The organism is Daejeonella sp. (assembly GCF_017495225.1).
Classification (GTDB): Bacteria; Bacteroidota; Bacteroidia; order Sphingobacteriales; family Sphingobacteriaceae; genus Daejeonella.
On sequence record NZ_JAFEIG010000020.1, the window covers coordinates 524,537 to 541,599 of the forward strand.

16 protein-coding genes and 5 tRNA genes are annotated in these 17,063 nt (G+C 36.2%); 1 reads left to right on the forward strand and 20 read right to left on the reverse strand.

Annotated features, from left to right (window positions below; genetic code table 11):
- Nucleotides 1-45: 45 nt before the first annotated feature.
- From rpoB to QZ136_RS09710, 19 genes are all read right to left on the reverse strand, one after another.
- Complete coding sequence (gene rpoB, locus QZ136_RS09620; protein WP_291402850.1) at nt 46-3,855, reverse strand: DNA-directed RNA polymerase subunit beta; 3,810 nt, start codon at nt 3,853-3,855, stop codon at nt 46-48.
- Between the two features lie 148 nt (nt 3,856-4,003).
- Nucleotides 4,004-4,384, reverse strand: a complete 381-nt coding sequence (gene rplL / locus QZ136_RS09625; RefSeq protein WP_291402852.1) for a 50S ribosomal protein L7/L12 — start codon at nt 4,382-4,384, stop codon at nt 4,004-4,006.
- Between the two features lie 59 nt (nt 4,385-4,443).
- Nucleotides 4,444-4,962: a 50S ribosomal protein L10 gene (gene rplJ, locus QZ136_RS09630; protein ID WP_291402854.1), complete on the reverse strand. Its 519-nt coding sequence runs from the start codon at nt 4,960-4,962 to the stop codon at nt 4,444-4,446.
- 2 nt (nt 4,963-4,964) lie between these two features.
- Nucleotides 4,965-5,663 (reverse strand): 50S ribosomal protein L1, encoded by a 699-nt coding sequence (rplA, locus tag QZ136_RS09635; protein ID WP_291402856.1) that lies wholly within the window; start codon nt 5,661-5,663, stop codon nt 4,965-4,967.
- 22 nt (nt 5,664-5,685) lie between these two features.
- Entirely contained in the window at nt 5,686-6,129 is a 444-nt protein-coding gene (gene rplK / locus QZ136_RS09640; protein ID WP_090700873.1) for a 50S ribosomal protein L11, read from the reverse strand.
- A gap of 162 nt (nt 6,130-6,291) precedes the next feature.
- Nucleotides 6,292-6,834, reverse strand: coding sequence for a transcription termination/antitermination protein NusG (nusG, locus tag QZ136_RS09645; RefSeq protein WP_291402861.1), 543 nt, complete (start codon nt 6,832-6,834; stop codon nt 6,292-6,294).
- Nucleotides 6,835-6,843: 9 nt separating this feature from the next.
- Complete coding sequence (gene secE, locus QZ136_RS09650) at nt 6,844-7,038, reverse strand: preprotein translocase subunit SecE (protein ID WP_291402866.1); 195 nt, start codon at nt 7,036-7,038, stop codon at nt 6,844-6,846.
- Between the two features lie 17 nt (nt 7,039-7,055).
- Nucleotides 7,056-7,126: transfer RNA gene (locus QZ136_RS09655), tRNA-Trp, on the reverse strand.
- 111 nt (nt 7,127-7,237) lie between these two features.
- Nucleotides 7,238-8,425 carry an elongation factor Tu gene (gene tuf, locus QZ136_RS09660; protein WP_291402868.1) on the reverse strand — a complete coding sequence of 396 codons (1,188 nt, stop codon included), beginning with the start codon at nt 8,423-8,425 and terminating at the stop codon, nt 7,238-7,240.
- Between the two features lie 61 nt (nt 8,426-8,486).
- Nucleotides 8,487-8,558 (reverse strand) — tRNA-Thr (locus tag QZ136_RS09665).
- Nucleotides 8,559-8,620: 62 nt separating this feature from the next.
- Nucleotides 8,621-8,693 (reverse strand) — tRNA-Gly (locus QZ136_RS09670).
- A 44-nt stretch (nt 8,694-8,737) separates the two neighbouring features.
- A tRNA-Tyr gene (locus QZ136_RS09675) sits at nt 8,738-8,818 on the reverse strand.
- A gap of 10 nt (nt 8,819-8,828) precedes the next feature.
- Nucleotides 8,829-8,901, reverse strand: a tRNA-Thr gene (locus QZ136_RS09680).
- A 204-nt stretch (nt 8,902-9,105) separates the two neighbouring features.
- Nucleotides 9,106-9,447 carry a ribosome-associated translation inhibitor RaiA gene (gene raiA, locus QZ136_RS09685; protein WP_291402870.1) on the reverse strand — a complete coding sequence of 114 codons (342 nt, stop codon included), beginning with the start codon at nt 9,445-9,447 and terminating at the stop codon, nt 9,106-9,108.
- Nucleotides 9,448-9,539: 92 nt separating this feature from the next.
- Nucleotides 9,540-10,394, reverse strand: coding sequence for a tyrosine-type recombinase/integrase (locus QZ136_RS09690; RefSeq protein WP_363245154.1), 855 nt, complete (start codon nt 10,392-10,394; stop codon nt 9,540-9,542).
- Nucleotides 10,395-10,489: 95 nt separating this feature from the next.
- The gene (rpsU, locus tag QZ136_RS09695) at nt 10,490-10,681 is read right to left on the reverse strand and encodes a 30S ribosomal protein S21 (RefSeq protein ID WP_090700886.1); all 192 of its coding nucleotides are present in this window, start codon (nt 10,679-10,681) and stop codon (nt 10,490-10,492) included.
- A 127-nt stretch (nt 10,682-10,808) separates the two neighbouring features.
- Nucleotides 10,809-11,948 carry an acyl-CoA dehydrogenase gene (locus tag QZ136_RS09700; protein WP_363245166.1) on the reverse strand — a complete coding sequence of 380 codons (1,140 nt, stop codon included), beginning with the start codon at nt 11,946-11,948 and terminating at the stop codon, nt 10,809-10,811.
- A gap of 177 nt (nt 11,949-12,125) precedes the next feature.
- Nucleotides 12,126-12,653 carry an adenine phosphoribosyltransferase gene (locus QZ136_RS09705; protein ID WP_291402877.1) on the reverse strand — a complete coding sequence of 176 codons (528 nt, stop codon included), beginning with the start codon at nt 12,651-12,653 and terminating at the stop codon, nt 12,126-12,128.
- Between the two features lie 3 nt (nt 12,654-12,656).
- Entirely contained in the window at nt 12,657-13,562 is a 906-nt protein-coding gene (locus tag QZ136_RS09710; RefSeq protein ID WP_291402879.1) for a helix-hairpin-helix domain-containing protein, read from the reverse strand.
- Nucleotides 13,563-13,710: 148 nt separating this feature from the next.
- Here QZ136_RS09710 and QZ136_RS09715 point away from each other — a divergent pair, with 148 nt between their 5' ends.
- Nucleotides 13,711-15,468 carry a GNAT family N-acyltransferase gene (locus QZ136_RS09715; RefSeq protein ID WP_291402881.1) on the forward strand — a complete coding sequence of 586 codons (1,758 nt, stop codon included), beginning with the start codon at nt 13,711-13,713 and terminating at the stop codon, nt 15,466-15,468.
- Between the two features lie 180 nt (nt 15,469-15,648).
- Here QZ136_RS09715 and QZ136_RS09720 read toward each other — a convergent pair whose 3' ends face one another.
- The gene (locus QZ136_RS09720) at nt 15,649-17,028 is read right to left on the reverse strand and encodes a hypothetical protein (protein ID WP_291402883.1); all 1,380 of its coding nucleotides are present in this window, start codon (nt 17,026-17,028) and stop codon (nt 15,649-15,651) included.
- Nucleotides 17,029-17,063: the final 35 nt, after the last annotated feature.

Sequence of the window (17,063 nt, forward strand, 5' to 3'; positions counted from 1 at the left end):
CGGTATTTCACGTTTTTTAAATTCCCCTTTCGGCTCTCTTCTTAATTAGTCTAATGTGATATCTAAACCTAAACCTCTTAATTCATGAACCAATACGTTGAATGATTCTGGAACTGATGGAGTTGGAAGATTTTCACCTTTTACAATTGCTTCGTAGGTTTTTGCACGTCCTACAACATCATCCGACTTAACAGTAAGGATTTCCTGAAGGATGTTAGCAGCACCGAATGCCTCTAGAGCCCAAACCTCCATCTCACCAAAACGCTGACCACCAAACTGAGCTTTACCACCCAATGGTTGTTGTGTAATCAATGAATATGGACCGATTGAACGTGCGTGCATCTTATCATCAACCATGTGACCTAATTTCAACATGTAGATAATACCTACTGTTGTTTGTTGGTCAAAACGATCTCCAGTTAAACCATTGTATAAATATGTTCTTCCTGATTTAGGGATACCTGCTTTTTCAACCCATTCTTCAACTTCATCATGAGATGCACCATCGAAAATTGGAGTCGCGAACTTCATTCCAAGTTCTTTACCAGCCCATCCTAAAACAGTCTCATAAATTTGTCCAAGGTTCATACGTGAAGGTACACCAAGTGGGTTAAGAACGATATCTACTGGAGTTCCATCTTCAAGGAATGGCATGTCTTCATCGCGAACGATTCTAGCCACAATACCCTTGTTTCCGTGACGTCCAGCCATCTTATCTCCAACTTTCAGTTTACGCTTTTTAGCTACATAAACTTTAGCCATTTGAACAATTCCTGATGGAAGCTCATCTCCTACACTAATTGCGAACTTATCGCGCTTATATGCTCCAAGCTCTTCATTCAACTTGATGTTGTAATTGTGAAGAGTTTGTTTGATTAACTCATTTTTATCCTCGTCTGTTGTCCACTTGGTAGGGTTAACATTAGCATATTCAAGCTCAGTTAAAATCTTTTGGGTGAATTTAACACCTTTAGCAACTAAAAGCTCTTTATAAACATTGTAAACTCCTTGTGATGTTTTACCATTCACAATGGTGAACAATTTCTCAATTAAGGTATCTTTCAATTCCTTAACTGCTTTGTTATGCTTAGCATCTAACTTCTCAATAAGAGCTTTCTCTTCTTGTTTAGTTGTTTTCTTAGCACGTGAGAATAATTTAGTATCAATTACTACTCCATGAATTGATGGAGGAGTTTTTAGAGAAGCATCTTTTACATCACCTGCTTTGTCGCCAAAGATTGCACGTAAAAGTTTTTCTTCAGGCGATGGATCAGACTCACCCTTAGGAGTGATTTTACCGATCAAAATATCACCTTCTTTAATCTCGGCTCCAACACGGATAATTCCGTTTTCGTCAAGATCTTTAGTTGCTTCTTCAGAAACGTTAGGAATATCTGGTGTCAATTCTTCCTCACCACGTTTTGTATCACGAACTTCTAATTCAAATTCTTCAATATGTAAAGAAGTGAAAATATCCTGTGAAACAACACGCTCAGAGATTACAATCGCATCCTCAAAGTTAAATCCTTGCCAAGGCATGAATGCAACTTTCAGGTTTCTACCTAAAGCTAATTCACCATCCTGTGTAGCATAACCTTCACAAAGAACTTGTCCTTTTTCAACTTTTTGGCCTTTCTTAACGATAGGTTTAAGGTTGATACAAGTACTCTGGTTAGTTTTCTTAAACTTAATTAAGCGATATGATTTTACTTCTCCCTCAAAAGATACAAGAACATCATCCTCATTTCTTTCGTAACGGATACGAATTTCATTAGCATCAACGTATTCAACAACACCTTTTCCTTCAGCATTGATTAGAGTACGTGAATCACGTGCCACACGACCTTCAAGTCCGGTTCCAACTATTGGCGCCTCAGGGCGTAACAATGGAACAGCTTGACGTTGCATGTTTGATCCCATCAAAGCACGGTTAGCATCATCATGCTCCAAGAAAGGAATCAATGACGCTGCAATAGAGGTGATTTGATTAGGAGCGATATCCATTAAATCTAATTTCTTAGGCTCAATAATTGGAAAATCACCCTCATAACGTGCTTTTACACTTGGGGTTTCAAAATTACCTTTATCATCGTAAACCGCATTAGCCTGACCAATAGTTTTACCTTCTTCATCTTCGGCAGAAAGATAAATTACAGGTTCTTCAACTACTACACGACCATTTTCAACCTTACGATAAGGAGTTTCAATAAATCCAAGATTATTAATCTTAGCGTGAACACAAAGAGAAGAAATCAAACCAATGTTTGGTCCCTCTGGTGTTTCAATAGTACATAAACGACCGTAGTGAGTATAGTGAACGTCACGAACCTCAAAACCTGCACGCTCACGTGAAAGTCCGCCAGGGCCTAATGCCGAAAGACGACGCTTGTGCGTAATCTCTGCAAGAGGATTGGTTTGATCCATGAACTGTGATAACTGATTTGTTCCGAAGAAAGAGTTAATCACAGAAGAAAGTGTACGTGCATTAATAAGGTCAGTTGGTGTAAATACCTCGTTATCACGAATATTCATTCTTTCACGAATGGTACGAGCCATACGTGCAAGACCCACACCAAACTGAGCATATAATTGCTCACCAACGGTACGAACGCGACGGTTTGATAAGTGATCAATATCATCCACCTCTGCTTTAGAGTTGATTAATTTAATCAAATATTTAACTATGGCGATAATATCTTGCTTTGTTAAGACTTTTGTCTCAACAGGCGTAGTTAATTTAAGCTTACGATTAATTCTGTAGCGACCTACATCACCAAGATCATATCTTTTATCAGAGAAGAATAAACGATCAATGATACCACGAGCTGTTTCTTCATCAGGTGGTTCAGCGTTACGTAATTGACGATAGATATGCTCTACCGCTTCCTTCTCAGAGTTAGAAGTATCTTTTTGTAAGGTATTATATATAATGGTATAATCACCGCTGTTTACAGCATCCTCTTTAGTAAGGATAATTGTCTTTACACCAGCTTCGATGATCATATCGATATGTTCGTCTTCTAAAACGGTTTCACGCTCCATGATGATCTCATTACGATCAATTGAAACAACTTCACCAGTATCCTCATCAACAAAATCTTCGACCCATTTCTTGAGCACTCTAGCTGCAAGTTTACGGCCTACGGCTTTTTTCAAGCCTGATTTGCTAACTTTAACTTCATCCGCTAATTCGAATAGTTCAAGGATGTCTTTATCAGAATCATAACCAATTGCACGTAATAATGTGGTAACTGGAAACTTCTTCTTACGATCGATATATGCATACATGACGTTATTTACGTCGGTTGCAAATTCAATCCAAGATCCTTTAAAAGGAATTACACGGGCTGAATACAATTTAGTTCCATTTGTATGACGGCTCTGACCGAAGAATACTCCTGGTGAACGGTGTAATTGAGAAACGATTACACGCTCAGCACCATTTATAACAAAAGTTCCTTTAGGAGTCATATAAGGGATTGTACCCAAATAAACATCCTGAACTATTGTTTCAAAATCTTCGTGTTCTGCATCATTACAAGATAAGCGAAGCTTTGCTTTTAATGGAACACTGTAAGTTAATCCACGCTCTATACATTCATGTATATCATAACGTGGGGGATCAATGAAATAATCAAGAAATTCTAATACGAAAATGTTTCTTGAGTCAGAGATCGGAAAGTTTTCAGAGAAAACTTTAAACAAACCTTCTTGATGACGGTTGTCGGAAGTAGTTTCAAGCTGAAAAAATTCCCTGAAAGATTGCAGTTGAACATCCAGGAAATCAGGATAATCCATCACATGCTTACTGGTAGCAAAATTTACTCTTTCGGTGTGCTTAATTTTGTTTGCCAAGGGATTGAGAATTTAGTTTAGTAAATAAACTTCGACCTTTTACGCCAAAAATACGGCAATGTAGGTCATACATTTAAATGGGTATTATACAAATGGAAATAGACCCCGACGAAAATCGGGGTCTAAACCATAATTTATGAGTTAAGAATTACTTAATCTCAACAGTAGCTCCAGCTTCTTCTAACTGCTTTTTCAAAGCTTCTGCTTCAGCTTTATCAACACCAGTCTTAACTTCTTTTGGTGCTCCGTCAACTAAATCTTTAGCTTCTTTCAAACCTAGGCCAGTAAGATCTTTTACAAGCTTAACAACACCTAATTTAGAACCACCAGCATCTTTCAAGATTACATCGAAAGATGTTTGCTCAGCTGCTGCTGCTGGTGCATCACCACCACCACCTACTGCTGCTACAGCTACTGCTGCTGCTGCAGGCTCAATACCATACTCATCTTTAAGAATTTGAGCTAATTCGTTAACTTCTTTTACTGTTAAGTTTACTAATTGCTCAGCAAACGATTTTAAATCTGCCATTTTATTTTAATTTTAAAATTTCAATACTTTAATAATTTATTCGAACTTGTAGGTGTTCGTTAACCTCTTTCTTGTAATGTTTTAACAATTCCTGCCAATTTATTACCACCAGACTGTAAGCCTGAAATAACATTTTTAGCTGGAGATTGTAGCAATGCAATAATATCTGCAACCAATTGCTCCTTAGATTTAAGGTTAACTAGCGCATCTAATTGATTGTCGCCAATGAATACTGCAGAATCAATATATGCAGCTTTCAGTACAGGCTTATCACCAGATTTTCTCAATTGCTTGATCAACTTAGCCGGAGCATTAGCTGTCTTACAAAATAAAAGTGATGAAGATCCTTTAAGTACATCAAACATTTCGCTAAAATCACCTTCAGAGGCTTCCATAGCCTTTCTGATAAGCTTATTTTTAGCAACTTGCATTTTGATACCACTCTCGAAACATTTGCGGCGAATATCATTTACTTTTGCTACAGACAGGTTTGCAGTGTCGGTAATATAAAAATTACCATACTCAGCAATCGTCTCTGTTAAAGCAAGAACAACTTCGTGTTTTTCTTCTTTTCTCATGATTAGATTCCCGCTACTGATTTAGTTTCAATTTCGATTCCCGGACTCATTGTTGAAGAGATATGAATACTCTTGAAATAAGTTCCCTTTGCTGCTGATGGTTTTAATTTTGATATGGTTTGAAGTACTTCAAGCGCATTCTCATAAATTTTCTCAGCATCAAATGATACCTTTCCGATCGAAGTATGGATGATTCCTGTTTTGTCAACTTTGAAATCAATCTTACCACCTTTAACATCGGTAACTGCTTTACCCACATCTTGGGTAACTGTTCCCGACTTAGGATTAGGCATAAGGTTACGCGGACCTAAAACTCGGCCGAGTTTACCTACTTTAGCCATAACACTAGGCATGGTAATAATGATATCAACGTCAGTCCATCCACCCTCTATTTTGGCAATATATTCATCTAAACCAACAAAATCTGCTCCAGCTGCTTTAGCCTCTGCTTCCTTATCAGGAGTACAAAGTACTAAAACGCGGACAGTTTTACCGGTTCCATGAGGTAGTGTAGCAATACCCCTAACCATTTGATTCGCTTTACGTGGATCTACGCCTAAACGTATATCCAAATCAACCGATGCATCAAATTTGGTAGTGGTAATATCCTTTACTAAAGCCGAAGCTTGAGTTAAAGTATATGCTTTACCATCCTCAATTTTTGAATGTGCCAATTTTTGATTTTTTGTTAATCTAGCCACTTCTTAAACTGATTTTGTATAATTAATTGTTCCAGGGTGCATCACCGCTAACGGTAATTCCCATACTGCGTGCTGTTCCTGCAACCATTTTCATGGCTGACTCGACAGTAAATGCATTCAAGTCGGTCATTTTATCTTTGGCAATGCTCTCAACCTGATCCCAGCTAACGCTAGAAACCTTTTTACGGTTAGGCTCGGCAGAACCACTCTTTAAACCTGTTGCATCCAATAATTGGATAGCTACTGGTGGAGTTTTAATGATAAAATCAAATGACTTGTCTACATAGACAGTGATTACAACCGGTAAAACTTTACCAGGCTTATCTTGGGTACGTGCATTGAATTGCTTGCAAAACTCCATGATATTCACACCTTTTGCTCCCAATGCGGGACCAACTGGTGGAGATGGATTAGCAGCGCCGCCCTTGATCTGTAACTTTATTAAAGCACCGACTTCTTTTGCCATTTTAATTTATTTGTTTTTAACTCAATGTTCGTAGTGGAAGCTATGTAACATTTAAGATTTTTATTAGATGTGAGATATGAGATGTGAGATATGAGATATGAGATTTGAAAAATTTTAATTCGCAAGTCTATCGTCTCAAATCTAAGGTCTCAAATCACATTTTTATTCCTTTTCAACCTGCATATAATTCAACTCAAGTGGTGTTCTTCTACCGAAGATTTTAACCATTACCTTAAGTTTCTTCTTCTCTTCATTTACCTCTTCAATAACACCGGTAAACCCGCTAAATGGCCCATCCATTACCTTTACATTCTCACCAACATAGTAAGGAACATTCATTGATTCACCTTGTTCGGCCATCTCATCAACCTTACCAAGGATACGGTTAACTTCTGCAGCTCTCATTGGAACAGCATTGCCACCCTTATCACCAAGAAATCCTATTACACTGTTGATACCTTTAATAACATGCTCTAATTCACCATCTAAAGCAGCCTCAATTAGAACATATCCAGGATAAAAATTGCGTTCTTTAGCAATTTTCTTTCCTTCTTTCATCTGGTAGTACTTTTCCATAGGAATCAATACTTGAGGTAATAGATGTGAAATACCTAAACGGTTCACTTCAGCCTCTAAATACTGCTTGACCTTCTTTTCCTTGCCACTAACAGCACGTACTACATACCACTTTAATTGATCGCTCATTTGCTTTAATTATGCAAGAGATTTATAAAACATCTTCAACGCATTACCAGCAGTCTCATCCATAGCTAAAATCACTAGTGAAATTATTATCGATGCTATCAATACCAATACAGCTGAATTTTGTAACTCAACCCAAGTAGGCCATGTAACCTTCTGGGTCATTTCTGTATATGATTCTTTTAAAAATTCTACTACGTTAGCCATTTTACATTTAGCGTAAGCACGGGAACAAGGATTCGAACCCTGATCAAAGGTTTTGGAGACCTCTATTCTACCATTGAACTATTCCCGTTTATTATTTAAAAAGTTTACATTAAGGCATATAAACCAAGCCCGTGTATTATAAGAAAACATAAGTCCACAAAGGGACTTATGTTATCGAATTAACCTTATAAGAAATTGCTTATTTTACAATTTCAGTAACCTGTCCGGCACCTACAGTTCTACCACCCTCACGGATAGCGAAACGAAGTCCTTTTTCCATTGCGATTGCGTTAATCAATTTAACATTGATTGTAACGTTATCACCTGGCATAACCATTTCTACACCTTCAGCAAGAGTGATCTCACCAGTAACGTCTGTAGTACGGAAATAGAATTGTGGACGATATTTGTTAAAGAATGGAGTATGACGTCCACCTTCTGCTTTTGACAATACGTAGATTTCAGCTTTGAAATCAGTGTGAGGAGTTACAGAACCTGGCTTACAGATAACCATACCACGACGGATATCAGTCTTCTCAATACCACGTAATAATAATCCTACGTTATCACCAGCTTCACCTCTATCTAAGATCTTACGGAACATCTCAACACCTGTAACAACAGATTTTAAGTTTTCAGCACCCATACCTAAGATATCAACTTGCTCACTTGAGTTAATAACACCTCTTTCAATACGTCCTGTTGCTACAGTACCACGACCAGTGATCGAGAATACGTCTTCAACCGGCATAAGGAAAGGAAGTTCAGTTAAACGTGGAGGAATTGGTACGTAGTTATCTACAGCTTCCATTAACTCCATAATTTTACCAACCCATTTTGGATCTCCATTTAATCCACCTAATGCAGAACCCTGAATTACAGGAATATCATCACCAGGGAATTCGTAGAAGCTTAATAATTCACGAATTTCCATCTCTACTAATTCAAGTAATTCTGGATCGTCAACCATATCAACTTTGTTCATAAAAACAACTAATGAAGGTACACCTACCTGACGTGCAAGAAGGATGTGTTCACGAGTTTGTGGCATCGGACCATCAGTAGCAGCTACTACGATGATAGCACCATCCATTTGAGCAGCACCAGTAACCATGTTCTTCACATAATCCGCGTGACCTGGACAGTCAACGTGAGCATAGTGACGGTTAGCCGTTGAATACTCCACGTGTGCAGTATTAATGGTGATACCTCTTTCTTTTTCTTCTGGAGCTGAGTCAATTGAATCAAATGAACGTGCTTCAGAAAGGCCTGCATCAGATAACACCTTAGTGATAGCTGCTGTAAGTGTAGTTTTACCGTGGTCAACGTGACCTATAGTACCGATATTTAAATGCGGTTTACTGCGGTCAAATTTTTCTTTTGCCATTTTGTTTTATACTAATTGTTAGGTTAATTTTATTATTGTTTTATTTTTAAATACAATGCTGAGCCAACGATGGGACTTGAACCCATGACCTCTTCCTTACCAAGGAAGTGCTCTACCGCTGAGCTACGTCGGCTTTTTAATTAGCTCAATTTTTTTATGCTCAATGATAAATGTTTCAAATAGCATCCAAAAATGAGCGGAAGACGAGGTTCGAACTCGCGACCTATAGCTTGGAAGGCTATCGCTCTACCAACTGAGCTACTTCCGCTTATTATAAACATACCAGCTAATTGCTAATAAGCAAATTAGGTGTGGGGGGGGAAGGATTCGAACCTTCGAAACCGAAGTAACGGATTTACAGTCCGTCCCATTTGACCGCTCTGGAACCCCCCCAACATTATAGAGCCTCCTATCGGAATCGAACCAATGACCTACTGATTACAAGTCAGTTGCTCTACCAGCTGAGCTAAGGAGGCATAATGTTATTAAACCTATTCTTTATAATTTAAAAGAACCAATCGTGACAAAAATTTTTATCATTTAATGACAAGCCTCTCTGAAACGGAATGCAAATCTACGAAAATTTGCAGTAGGACAAAATTTTTTGCAAAAAAAAATCGGCAGTATTTAAAACTGCCGAAAAAGTACCTTATTATTAGGTATTTATGAATAAAAAAAAATTAAAAATTTTCATCCGACAAACTCAATGCCTTCAAATTATTGACATGAGAACGAACTTTTTCCTTATGTTTCTCTAATTGTCGCCTTAAAGATTCTACCGCTTTATCCGTTGCTTCCTCAAAAGTTTTACATTGCTCTTTCGCAAAAAGATCATTTCCAGGTATAGATAATTTAATCTCAGAAATCTTATTGGCCTCATCCTCCGTCTTCTCTAGCCTCAAATAAACATCCCCACTTATAATCTGATCAAAAAACTGATCTAGCTTATCTGCCTTCTTCTGAATAAAATCCAACAACTTAACGTCAGCTGTAAAATGGATCGATTGTACTCTGATTTTCATTTTGCCTCCTTTTTAATTTAAGATTAACACAATTTAATGAATATAAAGCGCTTTTCAGTATTAAAATTGTAATATTTATAATAATCTGCTTATTAGGCTTTTGGATGTGCTTGCTTATAAATCGACTTTAATTTTTCAACTGAATTGTGGGTGTAAACTTGAGTTGCCGCCAGACTTGAATGACCTAATAACTCTTTTATCGCATTTAAATCTGCTCCCCTATTTAATAAAGTTGTGGCAAAACTATGTCTTAATATATGCGGACTTTTCTTATCCTGGGTAGAGATAAATGATAAAATTGAATTAACAACACGATAAATGAATTTCGGATATACCGCCTTTCCATCATTGGTAACAATCAAACTTGAAGATTTAATATTAAAATCTTGATTGTTTTTTAAAACTTGATAATCTGCTATTAAACTGGCCAAAACCTTGCTTATGGGAATAATTCTTTCCTTATTTCTTTTCCCTAAAACCTTGATTTGGTTTTCATAAATATTAACATCTTCATTAGATAAGCTCACTAATTCCGACAAACGCATGCCTGTTCCATATAAAAGCTCTAATATCAAGCGATTACGATAACCTTCAAAATCATCACTAAACACATTATCAGCATCTAATAAGGAATCCATTTTTTGCTCGGTTATAACAACAGGTAACCTTTTGGGGATTTTAGGGGCTTTAACGTGTAGCATCGGACTGCTGTTTATTAGTCCCTCACGTTGTAAAAATTTATAAAAAGATCTTAGGCTAGATATCTTACGATTGATAGATTTCGGCTCAATTCCATTATCCATCAAGCTAACAATCCATGTTCGAACCTGTTGATGCGAAATCGAAAGTAAGTCGGGTTCAATCGAATTTATAAACTCAGAAAATTGATAAAGATCTTTTTTATAGGCAATTACGGTATTTGGAGAAAACCGTTTTTCGAATTGCAAGTACCGTATAAATCGCTCAATAAACATCAAAAACTATTTGCATATCCAATGTTTGAATATACAAATAGTTTCCGAATTTATATGCTAAAGAGAAATTAAACTGTTTCGATGTTTAATCCCTGCTTGTAAATAGCTTTTTTAACTTGCGTACGACGGGTGATTGATTTCTTCTCGTATGCCTGGCGGCTACGAAGTTCTCTTAATACACCGGTTTTTTCGAACTTCTTTTTAAAGCGCTTAAGTGCTTTATCCAATGATTCGCCGTCTTTTACATTAATAATAATCATAATTTAAAGATACCCCCTTTCGGTTTCGAAATGCAAAAGTATGAATAAAATTGATTAATTAAAATTTAATCCAATAAAAAACGCTCAAAATCATAGCTTTAACGAACAAAACAATAACTCAATTAAACTATCTCAATATTTCTCTTGAAATAACCAGTTTTTGAATCTCGGAAGTCCCCTCACCTATAGTACACAACTTTGAATCTCTATAGAATTTTTCTACCGGAAAATCTTTGGTATAACCATATCCGCCAAAAATCTGCACAGCCTCTGTAGCCGTCCTAACACAAACTTCAGAAGCATAATATTTAGCCATAGCCGACTGCTTGGTAACATTTTTACCTCTATTTTTTAAATCAGCTGCCTGCATAATTAAAAGTTCTGCCGCCTCAATTTCTGTGGCCATATCAGCCAGTTTAAAAGATATTCCTTGGAAACTCGAAATCGGCTGACCAAATTGATAACGCTCTTTAGAATAATTAATCGCAGCAGTTAAAGCCCCTTTTGCCATTCCTAAGGATAAAGCTGCGATAGAAATTCGACCACCATCTAAAATATACATCGCTTGTTTGAAACCCTCGCCTACATTACCTAATAAATTCTCTTTTGGAACTCGACAGTTATCAAATATCAATTCGGTAGTTTCTGAAGCTCGCATCCCAAGCTTATTTTCTTTTTTACCGTGAGTAAAACCTGGAGTACCTTTTTCAATTACCAAAGCAGAAATGCCTTTAGAATCACCCTTCTCCCCTGTTCTAACCATCACAACGGCAACATTTCCCGATTTTCCATGGGTTATCCAGTTTTTAGAACCATTAACTACATAATGATCACCATCCAGAACAGCCGTAGTATTCATACCCATCGCATCAGAGCCTGTATTAGCCTCAGTGAGTCCCCATGCCCCTATCCATTCCGCACTAGCCAATTTAGGCAACCACTTTAGTTTTTGCTCTTCATTTCCGAAGGCCATGATATGACCGGTGCATAATGAATTATGTGCTGCAACTGATAATCCGATTGATCCACATACTTTGGAGATTTCTGAAATTACATGTACATACTCAAAATAGCCTAATCCGGAACCACCGTATTCTTCAGGGACTAGGACGCCCATCAGTCCTAATTCTCCCAATTTTTTGAATGTTTCAATAGGAAATGTTTGAGCTTCATCCCATTCCATCACATGGGGACGGATATGTTTTTCAGTAAAATCGCGTACCATATCGATAATCATCAACTGATTTTCGGTTTGGTTGAAATTCATCCCATTAAAATCTTGACTAATATTTGCTTGCATAAATAATTGGTTTTTTTGCAAGTATAACAATTAGAAAGCCAGATTTTTATGATAAAAACGATAGCTAAAAGTAGAACGAATCGGTTTCCGGTTCAATTTACATCAATAGGATTAATCAATTAGGAATTTAACGATAAATGATAATTAATAGGATACGAGAGAAATAATATTATTTGACACTAATTTGAGTTTTTCCTTTGCATTTAGAAAATCAAGGCTGATTACAAAGGCATAAGCGGCAACTTCACCGTCTAATTTCTGGACAAGGCGTGTAGCGGCGCTTACAGTACCTCCAGTAGCAAGAAGGTCGTCGTGGACCAAAACCCTTTGCCCAGGACTAATCGCGTCTTCATGAAGCTCTAGAATGGCTGAGCCATATTCTAATTCGCAGGGTTCTTCAATGGTTGTAAAAGGCAATTTCCCTTTTTTACGAATAGGAACAAAGGGGATTTGTAATCTATTCGCTAGCATTAATCCAAATAAAAAGCCTCTACTTTCAATTCCAGCAACCACATCTATTTTAATCCCTTCCAATTGCTTAACAAATTCATCAATTACTTCTGAACATAATTGAGCATCTTTTAAAATGGGAGTTATATCCTTAAAAACAATTCCAGGTTTTGGAAAATCGGCAATATCGCGAATAGCAGAATCGAGCTTTTTATTAATCATAATTTAAAATGCAAAGTATGGTTCAATTTTACGGATAATTTCTTCATTGAGAACCACAATTTTCTTTAAATCATCAATCGTTTTAAAATTACCATGCTGACGGCGGTATTGAATAAGAGCATTAATCTGTTTATAAGACAAATATGGCTGCTTTTTAAATTGCTCGAAAGTGGCAGTATTAACATTAATTTTTTGGATTAAATCGGCATCTACTCTTATCTGATCTTTAATTTGAGAGAATTTGATAGAATCTATTCCATAGACTTCTTGCAATTGATCCAACTTATAAAAGCCTCCTAATCTATTTCTAAAGCGGATAATTCGAGAGGCAAAGGATGGACCTATACCACGGATCTTTAAAAGCGTGACAGAATCTGCAGCGTTAATTTCAATTACTGGAAATTGCGATTTTAAATTAGGGTGAGCAGCCTTCGAAAAGGCAATTTCCCTGGCGAATTTACGCTCAGATTTAATCTCTGCAATACGAATATAAGGCTCCAGCAATTGATATTGGGATTCAGGTATCGAATAAATCCGCTTCAAATCTTCTTTTTTAAAAAATTTACCGCCTTTATTTACATAATTTCGCAGCACCTTGATTTGTTTGTCGGAAAGTCCCAGTTGTGCCCATTCACTATCTGAAATTCTATTTGGATCAAATTTGAAATATTGAATTTTAGTAATATTTAATTTGACATCATCTCCTAAGTTTAATTGAGAAGCATTTTTAAAAGATTCAGCTTCCCTTTTAAAGTTCTCAAAGTCATAACTTGGGACTTTAGCGAGCCTTTTAAAAACCCAGGGACTAGCTAAGACTATGATTATCAATGCAACAAGGAGAAAAACACCATTCAACTCCTTCTTAGAAAAACTTAAAAATGATTTTAAAAAAGTAATAATACCCTGCATATTTTTAAAATTAAAATTTAAAAAATAGCTGTCCTTTTGAGTACCAGAGTCTTAATTTCTGGCATTGGGGGTATCTAAAGAGAAACAGATTACATAAAGATAATCATAAAATAATTAATTTTGCGTTAAAGGACATTAATATCAGGAAATGAAAATTATCAATAAACAGGAGTTCGCTGAAGCAACCAAGTTAAATAAATTTTACATGCCGGGCTTAGCATCCTTATTGATGGAAATAATGAAGATTAATGAAGTGAATGATGTTTTTGAGAAAGCAGAACATCTTCAGGGAATGGCATTCATAGATAAAATCTTAAATATTATAGGGGTTTCAATTGAATTTGATGAGACTGAATTGAAGCACTTCCCAAAGGAAGGTGGTTTTATTGTAGTCGCAAATCATCCTTATGGCGGTATTGAAGGCTTAATACTACTAAAGATTATGAGTTTAGTCAGACCCGACTCAAAGCTCATGGCTAATTTCTTGCTTAAAAAAATTCCGAATCTCTCCGAATCATTCATTGCTGTAAATCCGTTTGAGAATATTGAAAATAGTTCTAGCATAAGCGGAATAAAAACCACTATTCAACTGCTAAAATCGGGTGTCCCAATTGGAATATTCCCTGCCGGAGAGGTTTCAACTTATAAAACTAAAATTCAAAAAGTAACGGATAAACCTTGGAACCCCGTAGTTGGAAAATTGATAGAAAAGGTGAAGGTACCAGTTGTTCCTATTTATTTCCATGGCAATAACGGACTGTTATTCAATTTATTAGCTATGCTTCACCCTACACTTAGGACAGCAAAATTGCCTTCAGAGCTATTTAATAAGCAAGGTCAGACTATAAAATTAAGAATAGGAAAAGCGATTAACCCCTCAAAATTACCATTCAACACTAATTCCGCGAAACTTTTAGATTTTGTAAGAGCAAAAACCTATGCTTTAGGGTCGGGACTAGAAGATGAAAAAAACATTTTTTCTCCAAAGAACTTATTTAAGATTAAGAGTACTCCGGAAACAATTATCAAAGAGTTACCTGTAGAAGTATTAGAGAAAGAAATTTCTAAACTTGAAGAACAAAAAATTTGTACTGAAGGCAATTATGAAGTTTATATCTGTTCTGCATCTGGAATACCTAATTTGATAAAAGAAATTGGCCGATTAAGAGAAAAAACGTTTAGAGAGATTGGCGAAGGGACCAATAAAGCCTTTGATCTTGATAAATATGATATAAATTATCATCATCTATTTATTTGGGATAAGGAATCAAAACTACTTGTAGGTGCATATAGAATTGGTAAGGGAGATGAACTATTTTTCAGCAGTGGTAAAAAAGGTTTTTATATCAGTGAGCTATTTAAAATAAAAAGAGAGTTTTACCCCATTTTAAACCAAAGTCTTGAATTGGGACGATCATGGATACGAAAGGAATACCAACAAAAGCCACTTCCACTTTTCTTATTATGGAGAGGGGTACTTCAATTTGTTTCTAAAAACTCGAATTATAAATACCTTATCGGACCAGTTAGTATTAGTAATATCTTTTCCAAGCTTTCAAAGTCATTAATTGTAGATTTTATCCTTAAGAACAATTATGATTATGAATTAGCCAATTATGTTAAGCCTAGGAAGAAATTCAGGCTAGATTTTTCCAAAATAGACAAAGATTTACTTAATGAAGCTGGCGAAACGATACAAGATTTAGATACCTTGATTTCGGATATCGAAAGAAGTAATATGAGATTTCCAGTTTTATTAAGAAAGTACCTTTCTTTAAATGCGAAGATTATAAGTTTTAATATTGATCCTAAATTTTCGGATTGTTTAGACGGATTTATGGTTTTAGATTTAGACTCAGTGCCCAAAGAATTAAAGGCGAAGGTGGGCGGAAATCTTATAGATTAATTGATCTTCAAGATGATCTCGTAAAATTTATGAGATAATATTTAACAGCTAATTTCAAACATCAACCTTTAATATACGAAGAAAAAATCACATTTCAAAGAAAAATCGGCAGAAACCGATTAAACAAAAAATACCCGCCTAGGCGGGTATTTTGATAAAGGCAATACAAATATTTAATTATTAATAACCACTAGCACCCTTAGTGAAGTTAAAGTTAGTCCAGCCTGCCATCCAATTAGTAGCTCCAAACGCACCACGGTAAGTAGTAGCAGTGAAGAAGCTATTTGACAAATCACCCGCAAATGCAGCACCTGTTAATGCAGGTGAGCCTGTTTGTGGTAACATGTTAGGAATAGCTAAATTGAAAGGGTCTGTTAATTTTGCATCAGCAGTTGCTGAAAGAGTAATAGTAGCACTTGCCTCAGCTTTTGCCTTAACAGCATCTGCTGTTGAACCAGTCACCGCTACACCAGAAATTCTGTAAGTAGAGGCATTAGCATGCAATAGATTATTTTTGAATTCTGAAGTTGGATTAGTACCAACAAAACTATTATAAGTAGCATCAGACTCAAGCGAAAGTCCGCCTTTCATCCAACCAATTAAAACCGAATTATTTAAAACAAATGTTGAAGATCTTCTAAACCTGTTTGCAAAATTATGGTTCTTAGAAGAAGTATTATCAGCATTTGGACCTATAAAAGTAAAGTTTGAAAGTATAGGACGAGTAGTTGGAGTAGCAGTTGTTCCTGTGCCATCATTATCGCACTCAATTCCATTTCCTGTATCTCCACCATCAATAAAGGAAGGATCTCTTAGCGTAACACCAAATTGAATTTTACCTCTGTAACCAAAATCGAAATCAAAATCATCATCAGCGGTAGCATAAGCGACTAGATATTTAGCATTTACTGTCCCACCAAAAATTTCGAATGCATCATCATTACCATAAGCAACTTGCACATACTCAATTGTAGTACCTGAACCTACACCGCCTAAAGTAAGACCGTTAATTTCAGAGTTTGGTTGAGAAGCAATACCCGCGAACTCAATACGTACATATTTTAATGTTCCAGAGTTATCATTATCTACAGTTCCACCAAAGTTTTTACCTACACCACCTTCAATAGTTGGCTCAGTAGAACGATTAGTAGTTGCTTTACCAAGAATTACAATACCACCCCAATCTCCAGGATTACGTTGCCCAACAGCTTTACCAGAGGTAAATACAACAGGTTTTGAAGCGGTTCCAAGTGCATTAATTTTAGCACCTCTTTCAATGATTAAAGCACCTTTATCGGCAACATCACTTTTAATGATTGCACCTGCAGCGATATTAATTTCACTTCCATCTTCAAAGTAAACATAACCTTTTAATGTAAATGTACCTTCTGGAACATTCAAGATAGTGTTCTTGTAGACACCTGAAATAACTGCTCCATTTTGGAGAGTCAATGTTTGTTTACCATTTGTAGGTTCAGTTGGAGTAGTACTGTCCTTTTGACATGCAGCTGCTAATACAGTTAAAGCAAGGATTAATGTTTTCAGTTTAAATGATTTCATGGTCTTGTTTTATTTTTTTTTATAAAAGTAAAAGA